We start from the raw sequence: 18,764 nt of genomic DNA on the forward strand, positions 1-18,764 counted from the left end.
CCCTCTCTTCCTTTGCAACTCAGCCATAAGTCACCAGCTTCGCCTATCCATCCCGCAGAGAGCGGCCGGTCAGCTGAAGGAAGAGACTCTCCAGGTTTGGCTCCTCGCGGGTCAGCTTAAGGAGAGCCAGACCGTGCTTGCCGAGTATGAACAGAATGTCCTGCAGATAAGTGCCTGCCTCGCTAAGGCCCAGCTCCAGGGTATGGCCTTCCAGCTCACGCAGCGAGCTGACGCGGGGGTGCCGTCTGATTTCTGCCACCGCTTCCTCCGAGCTATGGTCTGTCTGAACAATAAGCTTGCTCTCCTGCCCAGTCAGCCGCCGAAGCTCCTCCTTGTCACCCAGCGCAATCAGTCTTCCGCCATCCATGATACCAACTCTTGTGCTTATCGCTTCAACCTCTTCCATATAATGGCTGGTGTAGATAATGGTTGAACCCAGGCGGTTGAGCGCCCGAACCGACTCCAGGATATGGTTGCGCGACTGCGGATCAATGCCCACGGTCGGCTCATCCATAATGATCAGCTTCGGGCGATGCATAATTGCGCAGGCAATGTTAAGACGCCTCTTCATGCCGCCCGAGAAGGCTGAAGGCCTGCCATTGTCATGACTCAGTAGCCCGGTAAAGTCCAGTGCTTCCTCTACGCGTTCCTTAAGCTCCCTCCCCCGCAGCCCGTACAGTCTCCCGAAGAAAGCAACATTCTCCCGTGCCGTAAAATGCTCATAGATTGCCAGCTCCTGCGGCACCAGACCGATCCTGCGCTTGACCTCAAGCGGCCGCTTCGCCACATTATAGCCATCCACCGAAATTGTGCCCCCGTCTGACTTCAGCAGACCGGCCAGCATATGAATCGTCGTGCTTTTGCCCGCACCATTAGGCCCAAGCAGCCCGAATACTTCGCCTTCGCGGATGGAAAGCGTCAGATGATTGACGCTCATCGCCGTTCCATAGGTTTTGACCACTTCTTCAAACTGCACAAACGCCATCGTAAGTCCCCCCTCAAAATCCCGTTCCTCGTTTCACGCTGCCGTTATCCCGGCATAATGTTACTGTTATTGTAGCGGCTTGCGGAGCCCGCTGCAGCTGCCCTTGGTCACCAATCCTCACCTTCTTCGCATGACGAAAGTCATATTCGCTTCTGAAAGCATGAGCGTATGGTATAATTGATTGATTAAGACAGACCGGAGGAAAGCATGCCAATTCTTGTCTGGGTACGCAATGCACTTATCATACTGCCTGCTGCTGTAACTGTCCTTATCACGGACCTGCAGGACTACAGCATCTATATAAGCATCCTGCTAGGCCTGCTCCTGCTCGTTCGCCTCATCGCCTTGCTGCCTTCTGCCGCCACCCTTCTCCTTCCTGTAGAGCTGGCGGTTCATGGCATATTTGCGGTGTCTTACGACGGCGTCCTCTTCCTGACCCTGCTCTCTAGTCTGATCGCCTCGTTTCAGCATGTAAGAAGCCGCTCGTATCTGCTCTTCCTTGGCATTCTGGGCTGGGCTGCCTTGTTTGCAGCCGTACATGGAATGGGGCCTGCACTGCAGTGGTCAGCCCATGTATCCTGGATAACCGCAGCTTCCTTACTGCTAGTCATACGTGAGAGTAAGGCCATGGGCAAGCGGCTGGATAGCGAGCTGCTCTCACTCAGCCGCAGGCAGGAGGAGCTGGAATTTACCCGCAGGCGGGTTATTACAGATGCCAAGGCTGTCGAGCAGCATGCGCAGGCACAGGAACGCAACCGGATCGCGCACGAGCTTCATGATGATCTTGGCCACCGTCTGATTCGGCTTAAGATGATGATGGAAGCCGGGCTTCAGCTTCTGGATGCCGATCCTGCAAAAGGGCGAGCCATGCTGGAGCAGGTCCGCGGCCAGCTGGAGGAGAGCATGGAGAACATGCGGCGGACCGTGCGCAGGCTCCGTCCTGTCGGCTCGGAGCAAGCCCGGCAGTACGCGCTGGACCGGCTGATTGCCGAAGCTGCCAGAGATTTGCAGATCGAGGTCTTCTTCCGGCTTGAAGGGCGGCCTTTCCCGCTGTACCCAAGCCTCGAATATACCCTTTACTGCAACGCTCAGGAGGCCATCACCAACGCCGTCCGTCACGGCAGAGCAGATGAGGTTACCGTCACTGTGCGGTACACACCCGATGCGATTATTATGGAAGCAGCCAACAACGGCCGTGTGCCTGACGGCCAAGCCATACGGCGCGGTCTCGGGCTTCGTGCCATGGAAGAGAGGCTCGCCTTGTTCGGAGGCAGGCTCGAGATCGCGTATGAACCGACATTCCGCATCTTATCGATCGTGCCCTACAGTGAACAAGCAGATTACCATGTAAGAGAGGAGCATACAGGATGATCAATGTGCTGATCGCAGATGATGATCCATTCATCAGGGAGAGCCTGAAGGTAATCCTGGGTCTGGACCCTGAGCTGCATGTTGCAGCGGTATGCGGGGATGGCGAGGAGGCGGCCCGGACGGCAGCCGGACATGCGGGGATTGATGTGGTGCTGATGGACATCCGGATGCCTGTCTGTGACGGTGTGGAAGGAACGAAGAAACTGAAAGCGCTCGACCGGCCGCCAGCCGTGCTGATCCTGACCACCTTTGATGATGATGATTATATTGCGGAGGCAATCCGGAACGGCGCCAACGGCTATCTGCTCAAAAATGTCCCGCCCTCCCGCATTATCGCGGGCATCAAGACCGTGTATCAGGGCGAGATGCTCGTTCATCCTGACATCGCCCGCAAGCTTGCCGGGATGATTGGCGTGCGGACAGATGCTCCCGGGACAGTAGTAAAGCATGCGGTCTTTGAGCAGCATGCCGCCAAGCGCCTGAGTGAGCTCGGACTGACCGCAGCTGAGCAGTCGATTGTACGACATATCGCCGAGGGACAGTCCAACAAGGAGATTGCCGCCGCTTTGTTTTTGAGCGAGGGGACTGTCAAGAACTATATATCCGAAATTCTGAGCAAGCTGGAGCTCCGCGATCGTACGCAAATCGCCATATTTTATTTAAAGATGAAGCCGTGAACGGCTTGATTCAAGTGTTTATTGACGATACGATATTGCATAACAAACCGCAGCGGCCAGAGGGCCGACTCAAATAAGGAGTGACAGCATGAATAGCAGAACAGAAGCAGAAGCAGTACCGTTTACCGGCTTCACGCAGGAGGACTTTGACGTATTTACCATTCCCGGTCTTGAGGCTCGTATGGAGGCGCTTATCGCCCGTGTCCGCCCCAAGCTTCATGTGCTGGGCGACCGGCTGGCCCCATTCCTCAGCATGCAGTGCGGGGAAGAAATGTTTGCCCATGTGGCCAAGCATGCCCGCCGCACGATCAATCCGCCCAAGGACACCTGGGTGGCATTTGCCAATAACAAGCGGGGCTACAAGGCCCATCCGCATTTTCAGATCGGCATGTTCGATACCCACCTATTCATTCAGTTTGCCATCATCTATGAAGCGGTCAACAAAGGAGCATTTGCCGCTCATGCGCTGGATAAGCTGGATGAAGTCCGCAGTCTGGTGCCGGGACATTACGTATGGTCAGGTGATCATACCATTCCCGATGCCACCCCGCACAGCAGCATGCAGGAGGACGAGCTGACCAGCCTGATTCAGCGCCTGCAGACGGTCAAAGCCTCGGAAATTCTGTGCGGCATTCACATCAAACGTGACGATCCCCTGGCTGCAGACGGTGAAGCGCTAATCGCCAAGGCGGAGGAAACCTTCGAAACCTTGATGCCGCTGTACCGCATGTCGTTCTAGACTGCGAGGCTGCGAGGGACTAGACAGGCAGCTTGCCTGTTGACGATGCCCGCATAAAGAAGAACCTCCTGCTCTCATGACAGGAGGTTCTTCTTGTGTTCCGTTATGCCGCCAAGCGCTCGATCTTCTGCTCCCGGCGCTGCTTGCCTGATTGGCGGAAGTACATTAATTCATAAATAACAGGCACGATGACCAAGGTCAGCAACGTTGCGACCGCAAGACCGCCGATGACGACAATTGCCAGCGATTGCGACACGATGCTGCCGCTCTCCGATGTGCCGAACACGAGCGGCAGCATGGCACAGATAGTTGCGATGGCCGTCATCAGGATCGGCCGCATCCGTGTACCGGCAGCTTCCAGCAGTGCTTCACGGATCGTCATTGTCTCCTCGTTCTGCTTCACCCGGTCAATCAGCACGATGGCATTCGTCACAACGACACCGATCAGCATCAGGGCACCGAACGCCGCGGTAAAGTCAGGCGTAACACCGCTGATCATCAAGCCCAGTACCGCTCCGATTGCAGCCAGCGGGAGCGAGAACAGAATGGCCAAAGGCGCGCGCAGCGTCCGGAATGTGACCACCATGATGAGGTATACAATCATAATCGACACCAGCGCTGTCATACCCAGCTGGGCAAAATCGCTCGCCTGCTCGGCAGAGGCCCCACCGCTCAGAAGCTTAACGCCCGCTGGCAGCTCCACTTCATCCACCGCTTTAGTAATCGCTGCACCCACGATAGACAGTTTCTCAGGATCAGCTGCTGCTGTAACGCGGATATACGTCTCACCGTTCTTATGGTAGTATGTGCTTGGCTCTTCCGACCGGACAAGCTTAGCGACCGATTGGACCGGTGCCGGGCCTTCGCCTGTCATCACCATTAGCTTGCCAAGCTCGCTCTCCGTTTTGGGGTTCACCACCGGCTCAAGGAATACATCCATCGCAGCTGTCTCCGTCTGAAGCGTTCCGATCGGCATCCGGTTCAGCATCCCCTGAAGCTGCAGCGCAATGTCCGCCGCTTGAGCCTTGACCGGATCAACCTCGAAGGTATACACCGACTTCTTCTGCTCCTGATTTGTCTTGACCTTCAGCACGCCGTCGACGTTTTTGATTTTCTCTGTAATTCGTGCGGCCGCTTCAGACCTTGCTTCCTCAGTTCCGCCCGTCACATCAATATAGACATCGCTTGAGCTGCCACCTGACATCATGCTCATGGCGCTTGCGGTTAGCTCTGCTCCCGGATACTCGCCTGCCTGCCCTTGTATACGTTCAATCAGCTTGTCGGCCTCTGCGCCCTTGGTCACTGACAATTGGTAGGTAATCAGCGTGGACGAGCCAACCGAACCCATCTTGGCACTTTCTTCACTATTCCCGAGCGACATCGCCAGCCACTCGCGCTCAGGCTGGTCAATCAGGAACGCTTCAAGCCTTGCACCTTCCGCAGCCACCTTCTCTTGCGGTGTCTCAGCCGGGTATTCCAGCTTAATGAGAAGCGACTCTGCACTCGAAGTATCAAGCGCTCCCTTAGGAAGCAGCACATAGCCGGCAATCGACCCGATGAACAGCAGACTGGCAAGCGTAAGCGGCAGCCATTTCCGGTTCAGGTTCCAGGACAGAAACGCTGTAAAACGCCGGGATGGCTCATGCTCCTTAAGCGTCGTATTCTTCAGGAACATGGCACTCAGCAGCGGTACAACGGTCAGCGCGACCAGCAGCGAAGCAAGCAGCGAATAGGAGACCGTAAGCGCGAAAGGCAGCAGGAATGACTGCAGCGAGCCGCGCAGCAGGCCCATCGGCAGGAATACGGCCACTGTCGTCAGCGTGGACGATGTTATCGCTGTCGCCACTTCTTTGGTGGCATCGGTCACCAGGGTGATCGAGAAGGCTTCTTTCTGAAGCCTGCGGTATATATTTTCAATCACCACGATGCTGTCATCCACCAGACGGCCGACCGCAACAGCCACCCCTCCGAGCGTAATGATATTCAGCGTCACACCGGACAGGTGAAGCAGATACAAGGTGATGCCCAGTGATAACGGAATAGACACAATCGTAACGATTGTCGCCCGGAAGTTCCGCATGAAGAGCAGAATCACGATGGTGGCGAACAGTGCGCCGAGCAGCACCTCGCGAATCATGCTGTTCACGGAGTGGACGACCTGATCAGCTGTGCTGAGCAGCACCTTAACCTGCACCCCATCCAGCTCTTTCGTCAGCCTGGCAGCTGTCTCCTCGACATCCTTGCCGACAGCAACCGCATTGGCGTTAAGGCCCTTGGATATCGTAACCAGAAGCGCGTTCTGCCCGTCGATCCGGGTCACCGCATCCTGCTCATTCGTAACCGCTACCTTGGCAACCTGGTCCAGTGTTACACCCGGGGCTACCGGCAGTTTGGCAAGTGTCGCCGCATCCGGCACATCGGAGACAACCTTCACATTGCCGGAGGCTCCTGAGATCGTTCTCTCCCCGATTGACGCCGACAGATCCCTCCCCTGTAGAACACCCATTAGAGCCTGAAATGGCACACCGAATTCAGCAAGCTTTCCCGGATCAGCCGTTACCGACACAGAGGGCTGCGTTTTGCCGCTGAGCTGCACCTGACCCGCGCCTTCAATCTGCTGCAGCTCTTCCATTACTTTCGACTCGAGCTCCTGCCTGGCCGCATCGCTTAAGCTTTCATCAAATACAATGGTCACCCAGGAGATTGGGATCATCGAGGTATTCAGCTGTACAACATAAGGCTGTGATACCCGCTCAGGAAGTGCCACAGCGTTTACTGCCTTCTCCACATCCGCTGCCGCCTGCTTCATATCCGTCTTGGAATCAAACATGATGTTCACCTGCGAGAAACCGTCGCCGGATGTGGAATACATGTCCGTCTTTCCTTTGATGAGGCTTACTGCCTCCTCGATCGGAGCAGTCACCCCCGTCTCCATCGACTTCGCATCGTAGCCCGGACCGATCGTAGTAACCGTTACGGAAGGATTATCTGCCTCCGGGAGAAATTCCATCGGCAGCATCAGATAACTGAATACTCCCGCGACAAGCGACATCACCACAACCAGTGACATCGCTGCCTTGTTCTTGAAAGACCACTTTGTTAACCAGCTCATACTAAGCTATCCCCTCTCACTCTTTCCAAATCCGTTATGTATGGTCAGGCGGTATAATCGGTAACCGGATTGCTCTAATCTGTCTTGTTAGTGCTGCCGTTTTCCGCTTCGCCCTAATGAAAAGCTTACTAGCTTCCCGGCCTGCCCGGAAACATCCAGGGACGGGTTTTGCCGAAGACTGCAGACGGGTTTGCTTACCGGTCTTCAGGCGGGGAGTGTACAGGACCACAGAAGGACAAGAGGGTGTTAATGGCCAAAAAAAAGGCTGTCCCTTAGAGCAGCCTGCAGCCGCTCTAAGGGACAACCTCTTATGGTAGATCACTACCTGAATGCTGTCATGCTATGCAGTTTGGGAGTTTGCCTGCTCCCCATTCTTATCCATCGCGCGGAAGCGGGAGAGCAGCATCAGCGCCGCCAGCGACAGCGCACCCCCGACAATCAGCGGCAGCCGCAGCTCGACCCTGAACAGGCCGGCTGCGATGAGCGGCCCTGCAATACGGCCGAGACTGTCCATCGAAGAACTGAGACCGGCTGCAACCCCTTGTCCCACTGTTGTCTTCTGGGTAATCAGCGACGTCACGCACGGACGAATCAGTGCATTGCCGATGCCGAAGATAGCAAGGTACAGGGTAGCCGTCCACAGCTCGTAAGCTGTGATTAGCAGGAAGAAGCCTGCTGCCGATATAATCAAGCCTGCTGCGATATACGCCGGCTCCTGGCCTTTCTTGATATATCTCCGTACAACGCCGCCCTGCACAAGTGCGCCGACCACGCCGCAGATGAAGAACATAATTCCGAATTGGTACGGCGTGACATCAAACCGCCTCATTCCGAAGAACTGCAGTGTCGACTCCAGGCCTGCCAGCGAGAAGGTGACGAAGAAGGCCAGCAGATAAAGGTATTTCAGCGGCCCTGTGAAGGCAGTCCAGCGGGAAGGAGGCGTCTCAGTACGGGAACGCCGCTTCTCGGGAGGGAGCGATTCCTTCAGCACGGCAAACGCGGTGATGAACAGCAAGGCCGACAAGCCAGCCGCCGTAAAGAATGGCGTCTCAAGCGAGATGCGGCTCAGCATGCCTCCCACACCCGGTCCGATTGTAAAACCAAGGCCGATGGACATGCCGACAAGACCCATGCCTTTGGTGCGGTGCTCCGGAGGTGTTATGTCAGCGACATAAGCGACGATAACCGAGGTTACGGCACCGGAGAACAAGCCGCCCAGCACACGCGAAGCGTACATCAGCGGCAGATGGTCCGAAGCTAGGCCGAAGAGCAGGAAGCTTGCGGCGAATCCCGCTACGCCGGTCAATATGATCGGGCGCCGGCCGATCTTGTCGGACAAGCCGCCCCACAGCGGAGACAGCAGGAATGAAACTGCCGAGTAGATGGACAGCATTAAGGCATTATGTATCTCCGCATTCCCGGGATCGACGTGAACGACCAGTTCCGGCATGACCGGAATGATAATACCAAACCCTATAAAAACAGTCATCAGAATAACCATGACGACCGCCAGCTGTTTATTCAACATGTCTATTTCCCTCCATCCAAACTATCGTACCACAACAGGACGCCGATGAGAAATGAACAAATGAAGAACAAACAGGATGAACAGAACGAAGCCGCTTATCATGAACGGGGCATGCGGTCCGAGGTAGTCCCACATCTTCCCGGACAGCACAGAGCCGAGCACGGTGCCCGAGCCTTCAATGGTCAGGAAGAAGCCCCAGACCGCTCCGCGCTCCTCTTCAGGAATGGCATAGGCGATCAAAGCGTTCCAAGCCGGGATGATACATGCGTAGCCCAGCCCAATGACTGCCACTACTACAAGCGCCAGCTTGGCATCCCGGACAAATCCCAGCACCGGCAGCGAGACCGCCGTTACGAGGAAACCGGCGTGGAGAAACCGGGCTGTGCCTACGCGATCCACCCACTTGCCGACCGGAATCAGCCCGAGTACCGTCACCGCCCCGCCGGCAGTCAGGTACAGACTATACTCCTGGGGCGACAGATGAAGCACGTTGCGGGCAAAGAGAGTCAGTACCGGAATTAGCAGGCCTAGCGCAAAGGTCTGGGCGAACATGGCCGGATACAGCAGCTTGCTTGCCCTCACGGTTCTCCCGACACGTTCCAGATAGGCGGCAGCCCGCCTCAGTGCGCTCCGGCGCTGAGGCTTGTCCTCTTCGGCTGCTGCGCCGGCTTCCTTCATGAATTCATTCGCGTGCATCTCGGCCGTCCGGACCGTGCCCGCTGCAGCCGCCGCCTTCCGGGTCCGGCCAGGCAGGAACAGCGCAACGATTAACACAACCGCCATAAAGACGAGCAGCAGGTTGAAGGCCGGTGTGAAGGATTGAATGATGAAGAAATTAATAACGATCGGCCCGCAGCCCACACCTGTCAGCCAGGCCATGTAGACTACGCTCATAATAATACCGCTGGCCTCTTGACCGGACACCGCTGTCGCGCCGGTAATCACGCAGGGCCATAAGGGAGATGTTCCAAGTCCCAGCAGCGCACAAGCCAGCAAGAGCCAGCCCGGCTGATCGGAGACCGCCATTATGATAACTGACAGCAGAGTGAGCAGTACACCCGTGAGCATGACCAGCCGGTAGCCGATCCGGTCGATAATAAAGCCCAGCGGACTGCGGAGAACATTGTCACCGATATACTGGCAGGCAAGCGCCCATCCGATCACATAGGCCGACAGACCAAGCGCCGTCTCCATATAGACGGGCAGCACGGATATCAGCAGCGCCCCCTTGACGAATTCCACACCGAACATAATCAGCAGAAGCTGAATAACAAAAGGCGAGCGTAGAACGCTTTTCTTCGATTGAGTTAGCACAGGCTCCATAGCCTTGCTCCTTTCATGGCTTTAATTGGTCGTCCGCCGCAAAGTCAAACTTGCAATCCCCCCTGATTTTGCTATACTCAAGCTTGTTTAATGAGAACCTAAGAGAAAGGCTGGGATGCTGCGATGGATCATCAGGCCACACCGCTGTTTACTGCCCTCCGCCGTCATGCGGAGCAAAATCCCGTACAATTCCATATACCCGGACACAAGAAAGGAACAGGCAGCGATCCCGAATTCCGCTCTTTCATCGGGGATAACGCCCTGTCGATTGACTTGATTAATATTGCGCCTCTGGATGACCTCCACCAGCCTACCGGCGTGATCCAGGAAGCCCAGAAGCTTGCCGCCGATGCATTCGGTGCTGATTATACCTTTTTCTCTGTACAGGGCACAAGCGGAGCCATCATGACGATGATTCTGACCGTATGCTCGCCGGGAGACAAGATCATTGTCCCCCGCAATGTGCATAAATCGATCATGTCGGCCATTATATTCGCCGGCGCCCGTCCGGTCTTTATCTCACCCGCACGGGACGAGAACCTCGGCATTGACCACGGTATCACCCTGCGCTCGGTCCGCCGCGCCCTGTCGCGCCATCCCGATGCGAAAGCTGTTGTCGTTATCAATCCAACCTACTTCGGGATATGTGCCAACTTGAAGGAAATCGTTGACTTGGTCCACAGCTACAACATACCGGTGCTGGTGGATGAAGCTCACGGGGTGCTTATCCACTTCCATGAGGATCTGCCAATGTCCGCTATGCAGGCTGGCGCCGACATGGCCGCAACAAGCGTACATAAGCTTGGCGGCTCGATGACGCAGAGCTCGGTCCTGAATGTGAGAGCGGGAAGAATCAATCCGCAGCGCGTCCAGACTATTATAAGCATGCTCACGACGACCTCCACCTCCTATATCCTGCTTGCCTCGCTCGATTCATCCAGAAGGCATCTGGCTCTTCACGGCCACGAGCTGGCAGAGCAGGCAATCGGACTGGCCCGGGAGGCGCGGGAAGCTATTAACCAGATTCCTGGCTTGTACTGCTTCGGAGATGACATCTTAGGCGACGAAGCTACTCATGACTATGATCCCACGAAGCTTACCGTTCATGTCCGCCACCTTGGCATTACCGGATACGAGACCGAGAACTGGCTCCGGGAGCATTACAACCTCGAGGTTGAGCTCAGTGACATGTACAACATCCTGTGCCTGGTGACGCCCGGGGATAACCGCGAGTCCATCACTACGCTGCTCACCGCCCTGCGCCAGCTGTCCGAACAGTTCTACCAGGTCAATGAGGTTCAGGAGCTCGTGGTTAAGATTCCAGAGATCCCGCAGCTGTCGCTGACGCCGAGGGATGCCTTCTACGCCGAGACGGAAGTCGTGCCATTCCGCGAATCAGCCGGACGTATCATTGCGGAATTCATCTATGTATATCCGCCCGGAATTCCTATCCTGCTTCCGGGGGAAGTCATCTCCCAGCAGAATATTGACTACATCGTCGACCATGTTGAGGTCGGACTGCCGGTTAAAGGTCCCGAAGACCGCAGCATTGAGTATGTCAAGGTAATCGTCGAGGAAAATGCCATCTTCTAACCGTTAGCAGCGAAGGATGGCATGAACAATACGCGAGACTGACCGGATAGTTCAGAAGCCGGACAGTCTCGCGTTTTATTTTCCCGATAGACGGAAGCCCGGATTGTTAACCGGCAGTGTTATTGCCACCTATTGGAAAAGGTGATATTCTGTTGGTGGAGGTGGCCGCCATTGAGTCAGAGCGCTTACATACAATTCACTGCCGGGTCGGCAGTTGACCGCATGTCTCTTGAGGATGTCCAGCAGGTTATGCTTCGCTATCGTGATCAGATGGCTCTCACAGGCAGGCAGCTCGGGTGGGAGTATGAGGCAGCCGCATTTCCTTATACGATTGAGAAGAACCCGGATGAACCGTGGTTTTATCTGAAGGGGACAGACCCTGCATACCGGTATATCCTGGTAGGGGTAGGCAGCACGCCCGAAGACGAAGCTAACATCCACCATATTCAGCTCGTTCTGCCGGACGGCTCCACGCATGGCGACAAGGCGAAGGCTAATGAGCTTTGCAAATACATCGCTAAGCGGATGGCTGCTAAACTTCACCTCTTTAACGGCCGTACGATCCATTACAATACGAGAAAATAAATAGGGCTGTACAGAGCGGGTAAACCCGCTATACAGCCCAACTGGGTATTGCTCCCTACAGGAACCGGGAAGCTTAATTCTCCTGCTTGGCAATTTCCTCGTAGATTTTCGTAACGCGTTCCCATTCCTCGTCATCCTCAATACCAACGAGAAACGCTTCGTCGTTCTCTTCCTCAATACGGAAGATTACGCCGTCAGCTTCAGGATCGTTGCGGTCCAGCAGAACGGCATATACCATTTCCTCGGACTCAAACGTGTACACCATTACCATCTCACGCTCGTTGCCTTCTTCATCGGTTACTACAAATACATGATCCTCATGCTCATGATCATGATCATGTCCGCAGCCGCAATCATCTCCATGTTTATGCTCTTCAGTCATGGGAAACCCTCTTTTCACAAGTTTTGTCACACGTATCGTAACATTTAGGCCGTCCCGGGTCAAACAAGCGAGCATGCGGCTGATAACAGGCGGTCTTACACTAATAGTGTACTATTGATTACAAGCATTATTCGGCGATAATCAGCTTCTCCGAGACGACCTTCCACTCGTCACCGTCAGGCTTCATGTAGAAGCGCACTGTATAGCTTCCTCCAGCTTCAAAGGCATAGCGGATATCCTTCGTCCGGAACCAGAAATTATCCTTCTGAGCATTAACATCCTGAGACTGGATAAGTTCCTCTCTGCCGGAAGGATCGGCTATCGTCACCTTCAATGCAGATATATTCATCCGCAGACTGTCGACCTGCGCCCATACGGAGAATGTGTAACGACTTCCCTTGCTTACCTTTCCGAATACCGTATTGTTCTGGAACAGGAACATATGTACATTCGGTTTGTTGATCGTCACCTTCTTCGATGCTTCATCCCAGCTGATCAGTGCCTGCAGCGAGTTGGAGATTTGTCGAAGCGGCAAGTAGGTTTTGCCATCTGTCATAACCCCCGCCTCATCCAACTCTGAACCGTTAACGATTACTTTGATTTTGGAGCTTGCGGAATCCGCAAAAATCATCGTACCGCCCCATATAGATAACAAGGCGACGAGGACCAGCAGCTTCTTTGCCTTCATTAATATTAACCCTCCATCCGTTGTCTGGATGTCTGGTTATACTCGGAAGGCTGCCCAAAGTTGCGGACACAAGCCAATTTTTTTAATACTGCTCATTACTACTAATTCGCGAAATATGTCTGCCTGTGTAACAACCTGCGCTTGCCCGGGAAATGCACTCTGCTCACCAGCTTTGTTTTCCATGCAAAACATGATAAATTTTAGAAAAAGAGATCAGGAGGCGCATCCATTTGAAAATACAGATGCTTGGTACGGGAAGCGCATTTGCCAAGAACTATTTTAACAACAATGCCCTGCTCACTGCGGAATCATTCACCCTCATGCTGGACTGCGGCATCACGGCTCCGGCAGCTCTCCATAAGCTTGGTGTCCCCTTGGCCGCCCTTGACGGCATTCTCATCTCGCATCTGCATGGCGACCATGTCGGCGGTCTGGAGGAGATCGCCTTCCGGATGAAATTCGAGCTCCAGCGCAAGCCTGTGCTGTACATTCCCGAACCGCTTGCGGAAACGCTCTGGAACCATACGCTCAAAGGCACGATGCAGACCGAGGAGGCCCAGTCTCTCGACGCTTACTTTGACGTTCACCGGCTTGAAGAAGGCAGCGTTCACTCCATCCACCCTGGCATCCAGGTTGAGCTGATCCGGACTGAGCATATCAAGGGAAGAAACAGCTACTCGTTCGTATTTAACGACAAGCTCTTCTACTCAGCAGACATGCGGTTCACACCTCAACTGGTCACCGATATGGTGCGCAATAGGGGCTGTGTCGTATTCCACGACTGCCAGCTTCACCCGCCTGGTGCCGTGCATGCCACACTGGACGAGCTGCTTACGCTTCCCGAAGATGTGCAGCGCAGCGTTTACCTGATGCATTACGGGGATGACCGGGATGATTTTGCCGGACGGACCGGGGCCATGACCTTCGTGGAGCAGCATAAGGAGTATGAGTTTTAGTTGTTAGAAATACGGCAGTTCAAAAAAAGACCGGCAAACCCTCCCAGGGTTCCGGTCTTCCTGTCTTTAAGCCACTCTTAACTGAACGTCGGCAGATTATCAAGATTGTTGGTCGGGTCGCCGTCTGCGTCACCGCGTATATACATCTCGCCATCACGGCCTTTGAACGCATTCACACCGGCGATCGTTCCGTTCTTCACTTCCTGCAGCGCCTGCTGGTAATCCAGCACACGTCCGCCTGACGTCTGGAAGGACGTTATGTCTCCATCCCCATTCTTCTGCACGGCCACGAATGTTTCCCTGTTATCACTGTTTGCCATCCTGCATCCTCCTCCTATTTCGGCTGCCAGCAGTCGGCCGATTCCGAAGCCCTTATTCTCTGCCAATTTCATATTGACGCAGTGATTCTGTCTGACTGAGGGGGTCTTTCGGAATTAATGTCTGCCCCTGCTCCCCATCGCCGTAGACTTGCTCCATTAGACTGCCGGGCGAATAGTCCTTGCCAAGGCCGAGGCCGCTTTCGCCGAAAGCTGACTCAGCAGGTCCTGTCTCCGTCCAAATCGGGTTACAACCCGCTGTCAACCATAAAGCAGCCGTCATAACAAAAGTCAAGCTGTATCGTTTCACTATTCTCCACCTAGCCTTTGCCGTAATCGGCGATCCTATAGCTGGAAGTATTCCCCTACTCTGCTGCTGCTTATTCCCTTTATTCGGCTTTTGTTGTCCGGGCAGCTGCAGCCGCATAGGCTTATGTAAAAACGCGCATAATTGAAAATGCTGTTATCATCCTGCAGGAGGTGTCCCATGATCGACCAGCTGGAAAGCAATTATAACTGTGCTAATGCATCGCAAGATCTGTACGAGCTCAAGAGAGAAATCGCCCAGCTCCAATTGAAGCAGCACCTGTCCAGTGAGGAACAGCAGCTGCTTAACCGCTGCGCCAATCAAATGAGCTTCATTAAGAACAAGTGTGCGATCGATAATGGCCGGGAAGAGAATAATCACCCGGTTTAACAGCATCAATAAGACAGCAGAGCTCCTTGGACAGCCAGGAGCCTGCTGTTTTATTTTTGTACATTCAAGTGTTGACGCTGCATCTGATTTTTGATATATTATTAATTGTCTTCAAAACACGATCTGTTAGCTCAGCTGGGAGAGCACCATCTTGACAGGGTGGGGGTCAGTGGTTCGAGCCCACTACAGATCATTACTGAAAACCCCTGAGAAATCAGGGGTTTTTGCTTTTCTAGAGACATTCTAGGATACTTCTATATATCTCAAACCCTTACGATCCATGATCAGCTTTCAGATGATAATCGTTACCAAAATATGGACCCCATGCACTATCGAGGATATACTGAGCATAGTTATTCCTGTTGTTCTGCTTACCTATCTTGTGTCATGGGGAGGGAATATGAAATCCAATAAGAACACTCTTTGGTGGCGTTTGCTGCTGCAGTTTCCTCTGTGGATTTTTCTCATCGTCTTTTATATTAGCTTGTTTTGGCTTACCGGCTTTTTTGAAACCCTTGGATTAGCACCCAAGAACTTTTACTATCTCCATATAGTAGTCATCATCACCTATCTAATTGGTCTGTCCGCTTCCGAGCTTCAACATTATGTCGAGTCGAAATACAAATAAGGCCTTAACAGGTTGCCTATAAGTCAAGAAGACCGCACTTCACCAGCTTCTTCAAGCCGGTAAAGAGCGGTCTATTTGCATCCCTGAATCTATTAAGGATTAATAAAACCAATGTACTTCATCAAGCGGCTGAGCATGACGGCAGATTGAGCGCGTGTCGCTTGTTCCTGCGGTCCGAACTCGTCCTTCGTTACGCCTGTTACAATACCGGTCAGAACAGCTTTGGCCGCTGCAGACTCAGCCCAGCTGCCAATCTTAGCAGCATCCTTGTAATCAGCCAATACAGACGCTTCTTTACCGGTAAGATCAACCTTCTTGCCTGCCGCTTCAAGAGCAGCTGCAATCATAACGGTCATCTGTGCACGGGTAATTTCAGCCTCCGGTTTGAAGGTTCCATCCTCAAAGCCTCTAATCAGACCCGCTTCAACTGCTGCTGCAACTGCACCAGCATACCATCGCGTTTCCGATACATCGGCAAATCCGGTCTGCAGCTGCTTGCTGGAATCAAGGCCGAGTGCCCGCACAAGCAATGCCGCAAATTCAGCCCGGGTAATGTTGGCATTCGGGGCAAAAGCATCGGCTTGTACACCGTTGATCACCAGCATGGACGCCAGCCGCTCAATATCCGGTCTCGCCCAGTGGTTCGTAATATCCGCAAATGTCTTCTGGCCTTTTACCACCGTATAGATCCGGTTGCCGGTGTGCTTCATATCGGCTGTTACTTTACCGTCAGCTGAGGTGAAGACTGCCGGAATGAACGTAAACACTCCTGTGGCTGGATCATACTGCACGGCTGTCGCATCAGCAGCTGTTACCCCAGCATGCAGATCAATCGAACGATTGACATAACTGGTGCCATAATGATTGAATGGCTGGCTGCGGTCACCCGCTTCAGCTGCAACATTAAATTGATAAGCGCCGCTTACAGGGGTTAAGCCTGCTTTTGCCGCGTCTGCCGCAAGCTTAGCTGCCGTTTCTGCATCAACTGTGGAAATTGCGATCGTTACGTAGGCCTGTTCAACTGAGCCAGCTATCTGCTGGAGCTGTCCGCCTGCCAGAAGCCGTGCAAGCGGCAGTTCATAAGCAGCCGGACCAAAGCCAACTGCCAGCACAACATTTGGATTGTTCGCCGAAGCTAACAGATCTGCCGGGTAGTACACAACCAAGCCTTCACCTGCAGTCTCCGCTTCAATAGAAATCTGCTGCTGCCCTTCTTCGTTGCTGTTAATCAGCTTAAGTGCCTCTCCAAGCGCAGCTTTGTTTACGGTGAGCTTGGTAAAGGTTCTGCCGCCCACTAACATTTCGGATGATATGTAAGACCCGCTGCTCAGTACTGCCCCATTGGCTGCTGCCCTTACACCTGCCAGCTCCCCTGTATTGCTCTCCTGTACTGTCGGCGCTTGAGGCTGCGGCAACACTGGTGCAGACTTCGTTGTAATATGAGCATTATTGGAAATCAGCTTCTGGCAGCTGCATTTGCCTTCCAGATCAAACGAGTAGCTCGTATTAGGTGTTAAGCCTCTTACTGTTACCGAGCTTGCATCTACACGCAGGTTGATCGCATCCGCCCATGTCTTGCCTCCGTCATTCGAACGCCGCAGCTTAATGGACTCGGTATCAGGCTGCGGAGTCCAAGCTAAAGTAACAGAGTCGGCTGTTATGGTCGTAGCCCTTAAATCACTAATATACACCACTTCTGATTCCGCATAGGCCGGAGTTACTGCCCCGATGAGTAAAACACAAGCCATTACTAATACTGTAAGCCTAAATTTCCCTTTCACTGCTTCTTCATCCTCTCCATTATTCAAGTCCGTTTAGAGCGCTTGCTAACCTGCTTTGCAGTGCCATTATACCTGATTGATACAGATTGTATCAATACCTTTAGTATTATTTTATAATTTGATAGTTGTGTGAACACAAGGCCTCCGGTACCAATCCGGTATTCGCCCAGGACATTATCCTGTGCTATGGCCCAGAAAAAAAAGAACAACCGCAGGCTGATAACCTGCGGCTGTTCTTTTAAACCATAAAGCTGACTTACCTGGAGAACATTGAGCTGCTAAGCGATCTGTTCAAACAATGCAATCTCGCCGCAGCTGCGGCAGACAAAGATGACGCCTCCAAAATAATGCTTCTCACCCTCGATAGGCCGAATCGTCAGTTCCCCGAGACGGTTCCCAGTGCGAATGTCATAACAAATCACCGTATCGCTCCTCCTCTAAGCAGTTTCTCTCAACGTATGCGGTGGCGGCAGCAGATACAACCAGCTGATTATGAATATTTTACAAAGAAGCGACCCAGTAGAAAACCGCAGCCCAAAAAGCCAGCAAACCGCCAAGAACGGCTGCCCAGGTCCAATTCAATCTTCTGAACATGACAATCACCTGCACTTAATCAGGAGTACTTGTTTGCTGCTTTTATCATACACCAGATCGAAGATAACTGTCACTAATTGTCGAAATAAAACCGCAGAAAGCTGTCGAATCCGGGCCATTTGACATATTCCCACAGCCTGCCAAGCATTAGGTGGTTGATACATGGTCAATCTGAAAGCGAACTTCCGCAAAGCCGGACAAATCCGATTCACCAGTCAGGAGTCGAACGACTCTTCTCTCTCCTGCTCCAAGCGAGGTTACCGATCCGGAAGCGGTACCGATTCGCTCCCCGTCTTCTTTATAGAAGGAAGCTGTGAATATGACGGAATCCACATCTGCTTTGCCTTCGTTCATGAGTTCAACGGTTACATCCGGACCGTATTCCTCCTGGCTCACGATCAGCTGTTGAAATGCGAATTCTCCGCTTCTAAACACTTCATCCGTCCCGGTCGACGACAAGGTCTTATCTTCACCCGACTGCGCATGTATGCCCGCTTGAGTTGATGACGTCTCCACTTCAGCGGCTGCGGCATACACCGGAAGATAAGGGATGCCGTTAATAATTGTCACGTCAGAGTATGGAACCTTGTTCTTCATCAGCACGGTGATACCGAATGCCGCCAGCAGTGATCCAAGAAAAGCACCCGCAAGCACCATAACGATTAACCCGCCTGTATACCATTTCTTCATCTTAAGTGCCTCCTGTCTGACCAAAAATTCCAGCATGAAGCGTTGTTTGCAACAAGCTTTCCTATGATTGTACTACAACTCGCGCTGGCATTGCTACATATCGGAGCAATATACAGAG

Annotated in this window: 18 protein-coding genes and 1 tRNA gene; 8 read left to right on the forward strand and 11 right to left on the reverse strand. The window is 53.4% G+C overall.

What is annotated here, in order from left to right; all coding sequences use genetic code 11:
* Positions 1-43 precede the first annotated feature (43 nt).
* A complete protein-coding gene (locus tag DNH61_RS20245; RefSeq protein ID WP_111148650.1) occupies positions 44-985 on the reverse strand; it encodes an ABC transporter ATP-binding protein in 942 nt (313 codons plus the stop codon).
* A 207-nt stretch (positions 986-1,192) separates the two neighbouring features.
* Here DNH61_RS20245 and DNH61_RS20250 point away from each other — a divergent pair, with 207 nt between their 5' ends.
* From DNH61_RS20250 to DNH61_RS20260, 3 genes are all read left to right on the forward strand, one after another.
* Positions 1,193-2,356, forward strand: coding sequence for a sensor histidine kinase (locus tag DNH61_RS20250; RefSeq protein WP_111148651.1), 1,164 nt, complete (start codon positions 1,193-1,195; stop codon positions 2,354-2,356).
* Positions 2,353-3,033: a response regulator transcription factor gene (locus tag DNH61_RS20255; RefSeq protein WP_111148652.1), complete on the forward strand. Its 681-nt coding sequence runs from the start codon at positions 2,353-2,355 to the stop codon at positions 3,031-3,033. The genes DNH61_RS20250 and DNH61_RS20255 overlap by 4 nt, the downstream gene beginning before the upstream one ends.
* An 88-nt stretch (positions 3,034-3,121) precedes the next feature.
* Entirely contained in the window at positions 3,122-3,772 is a 651-nt protein-coding gene (locus DNH61_RS20260) for a YktB family protein (RefSeq protein ID WP_111148653.1), read from the forward strand.
* A gap of 103 nt (positions 3,773-3,875) precedes the next feature.
* Here DNH61_RS20260 and DNH61_RS20265 read toward each other — a convergent pair whose 3' ends face one another.
* The 3 genes from DNH61_RS20265 to DNH61_RS20275 form a co-directional block, all read right to left on the reverse strand.
* On the reverse strand, positions 3,876-6,884 hold the full coding sequence (locus DNH61_RS20265; RefSeq protein ID WP_111148654.1) for an efflux RND transporter permease subunit: 3,009 nt from the start codon (positions 6,882-6,884) through the stop codon (positions 3,876-3,878).
* A 340-nt stretch (positions 6,885-7,224) separates the two neighbouring features.
* Positions 7,225-8,409 carry an MFS transporter gene (locus DNH61_RS20270; protein ID WP_111148839.1) on the reverse strand — a complete coding sequence of 395 codons (1,185 nt, stop codon included), beginning with the start codon at positions 8,407-8,409 and terminating at the stop codon, positions 7,225-7,227.
* 24 nt (positions 8,410-8,433) lie between these two features.
* The gene (locus DNH61_RS20275; protein WP_111148655.1) at positions 8,434-9,735 is read right to left on the reverse strand and encodes an MFS transporter; all 1,302 of its coding nucleotides are present in this window, start codon (positions 9,733-9,735) and stop codon (positions 8,434-8,436) included.
* A gap of 123 nt (positions 9,736-9,858) precedes the next feature.
* On the opposite strand from DNH61_RS20275, the gene DNH61_RS20280 reads away from it, so the two are divergent.
* Both DNH61_RS20280 and DNH61_RS20285 read left to right on the forward strand, forming a co-directional pair.
* Entirely contained in the window at positions 9,859-11,328 is a 1,470-nt protein-coding gene (locus DNH61_RS20280) for an aminotransferase class I/II-fold pyridoxal phosphate-dependent enzyme (protein WP_111148656.1), read from the forward strand.
* Between the two features lie 171 nt (positions 11,329-11,499).
* Positions 11,500-11,913: a DUF1885 family protein gene (locus DNH61_RS20285; protein WP_111148657.1), complete on the forward strand. Its 414-nt coding sequence runs from the start codon at positions 11,500-11,502 to the stop codon at positions 11,911-11,913.
* A gap of 73 nt (positions 11,914-11,986) precedes the next feature.
* Here the strand turns inward: DNH61_RS20285 and DNH61_RS20290 are convergent, their stop codons facing one another.
* Positions 11,987-12,295, reverse strand: a complete 309-nt coding sequence (locus DNH61_RS20290; protein WP_111148658.1) for a DUF1292 domain-containing protein — start codon at positions 12,293-12,295, stop codon at positions 11,987-11,989.
* A gap of 127 nt (positions 12,296-12,422) precedes the next feature.
* Entirely contained in the window at positions 12,423-12,983 is a 561-nt protein-coding gene (locus DNH61_RS20295) for a stalk domain-containing protein (RefSeq protein WP_111148659.1), read from the reverse strand.
* 230 nt (positions 12,984-13,213) lie between these two features.
* Between DNH61_RS20295 and DNH61_RS20300 the strand changes: the two genes are divergently transcribed.
* Entirely contained in the window at positions 13,214-13,939 is a 726-nt protein-coding gene (locus tag DNH61_RS20300) for an MBL fold metallo-hydrolase (RefSeq protein WP_342771469.1), read from the forward strand.
* A gap of 77 nt (positions 13,940-14,016) precedes the next feature.
* Here the strand turns inward: DNH61_RS20300 and DNH61_RS20305 are convergent, their stop codons facing one another.
* Both DNH61_RS20305 and DNH61_RS20310 read right to left on the reverse strand, forming a co-directional pair.
* Complete coding sequence (locus tag DNH61_RS20305; RefSeq protein ID WP_111148661.1) at positions 14,017-14,259, reverse strand: DUF3892 domain-containing protein; 243 nt, start codon at positions 14,257-14,259, stop codon at positions 14,017-14,019.
* 52 nt (positions 14,260-14,311) lie between these two features.
* Entirely contained in the window at positions 14,312-14,566 is a 255-nt protein-coding gene (locus tag DNH61_RS20310; protein WP_146241099.1) for a hypothetical protein, read from the reverse strand.
* Between the two features lie 177 nt (positions 14,567-14,743).
* Between DNH61_RS20310 and DNH61_RS20315 the strand changes: the two genes are divergently transcribed.
* Entirely contained in the window at positions 14,744-14,953 is a 210-nt protein-coding gene (locus DNH61_RS20315; RefSeq protein WP_111148663.1) for a DUF2524 domain-containing protein, read from the forward strand.
* A gap of 120 nt (positions 14,954-15,073) precedes the next feature.
* Positions 15,074-15,146, forward strand: a tRNA-Val gene (locus DNH61_RS20320).
* A gap of 527 nt (positions 15,147-15,673) precedes the next feature.
* Here DNH61_RS20320 and DNH61_RS20330 read toward each other — a convergent pair.
* The 3 genes from DNH61_RS20330 to DNH61_RS20335 all read right to left on the reverse strand — a co-directional run bounded on the left by DNH61_RS20330 (position 15,674) and on the right by DNH61_RS20335 (position 18,646).
* Positions 15,674-17,362: an S-layer homology domain-containing protein gene (locus tag DNH61_RS20330; RefSeq protein WP_146241102.1), complete on the reverse strand. Its 1,689-nt coding sequence runs from the start codon at positions 17,360-17,362 to the stop codon at positions 15,674-15,676.
* 278 nt (positions 17,363-17,640) lie between these two features.
* Positions 17,641-17,784 (reverse strand): hypothetical protein, encoded by a 144-nt coding sequence (locus tag DNH61_RS26490; RefSeq protein WP_181438805.1) that lies wholly within the window; start codon positions 17,782-17,784, stop codon positions 17,641-17,643.
* 319 nt (positions 17,785-18,103) lie between these two features.
* On the reverse strand, positions 18,104-18,646 hold the full coding sequence (locus DNH61_RS20335; protein WP_111148666.1) for an FxLYD domain-containing protein: 543 nt from the start codon (positions 18,644-18,646) through the stop codon (positions 18,104-18,106).
* Between the last annotated feature and the right edge of the window lie 118 nt (positions 18,647-18,764).

The organism is Paenibacillus sambharensis (assembly GCF_003233845.1).
GTDB classification, from domain to species: Bacteria; Bacillota; Bacilli; order Paenibacillales; family Paenibacillaceae; genus Paenibacillus_I; species Paenibacillus_I sambharensis.

What these genes read in the sequence shown, in the direction of transcription:
- DNH61_RS20245 (WP_111148650.1), bottom strand. Translation starts at nt 985, where the DNA reads ATGGCGTTTGTGCAGTTTGAAGAAGTGGTCAAAACCTATGGAACGGCG.
- DNH61_RS20250 (WP_111148651.1), top strand. Translation starts at nt 1,193, where the DNA reads ATGCCAATTCTTGTCTGGGTACGCAATGCACTTATCATACTGCCTGCT.
- DNH61_RS20255 (WP_111148652.1), top strand. Translation starts at nt 2,353, where the DNA reads ATGATCAATGTGCTGATCGCAGATGATGATCCATTCATCAGGGAGAGC.
- DNH61_RS20260 (WP_111148653.1), top strand. Translation starts at nt 3,122, where the DNA reads ATGAATAGCAGAACAGAAGCAGAAGCAGTACCGTTTACCGGCTTCACG.
- DNH61_RS20265 (WP_111148654.1), bottom strand. Translation starts at nt 6,884, where the DNA reads ATGAGCTGGTTAACAAAGTGGTCTTTCAAGAACAAGGCAGCGATGTCA.
- DNH61_RS20275 (WP_111148655.1), bottom strand. Translation starts at nt 9,735, where the DNA reads ATGGAGCCTGTGCTAACTCAATCGAAGAAAAGCGTTCTACGCTCGCCT.
- DNH61_RS20280 (WP_111148656.1), top strand. Translation starts at nt 9,859, where the DNA reads ATGGATCATCAGGCCACACCGCTGTTTACTGCCCTCCGCCGTCATGCG.
- DNH61_RS20290 (WP_111148658.1), bottom strand. Translation starts at nt 12,295, where the DNA reads ATGACTGAAGAGCATAAACATGGAGATGATTGCGGCTGCGGACATGAT.
- DNH61_RS20295 (WP_111148659.1), bottom strand. Translation starts at nt 12,983, where the DNA reads ATGAAGGCAAAGAAGCTGCTGGTCCTCGTCGCCTTGTTATCTATATGG.
- DNH61_RS20305 (WP_111148661.1), bottom strand. Translation starts at nt 14,259, where the DNA reads ATGGCAAACAGTGATAACAGGGAAACATTCGTGGCCGTGCAGAAGAAT.
- DNH61_RS20315 (WP_111148663.1), top strand. Translation starts at nt 14,744, where the DNA reads ATGATCGACCAGCTGGAAAGCAATTATAACTGTGCTAATGCATCGCAA.
- DNH61_RS20335 (WP_111148666.1), bottom strand. Translation starts at nt 18,646, where the DNA reads ATGAAGAAATGGTATACAGGCGGGTTAATCGTTATGGTGCTTGCGGGT.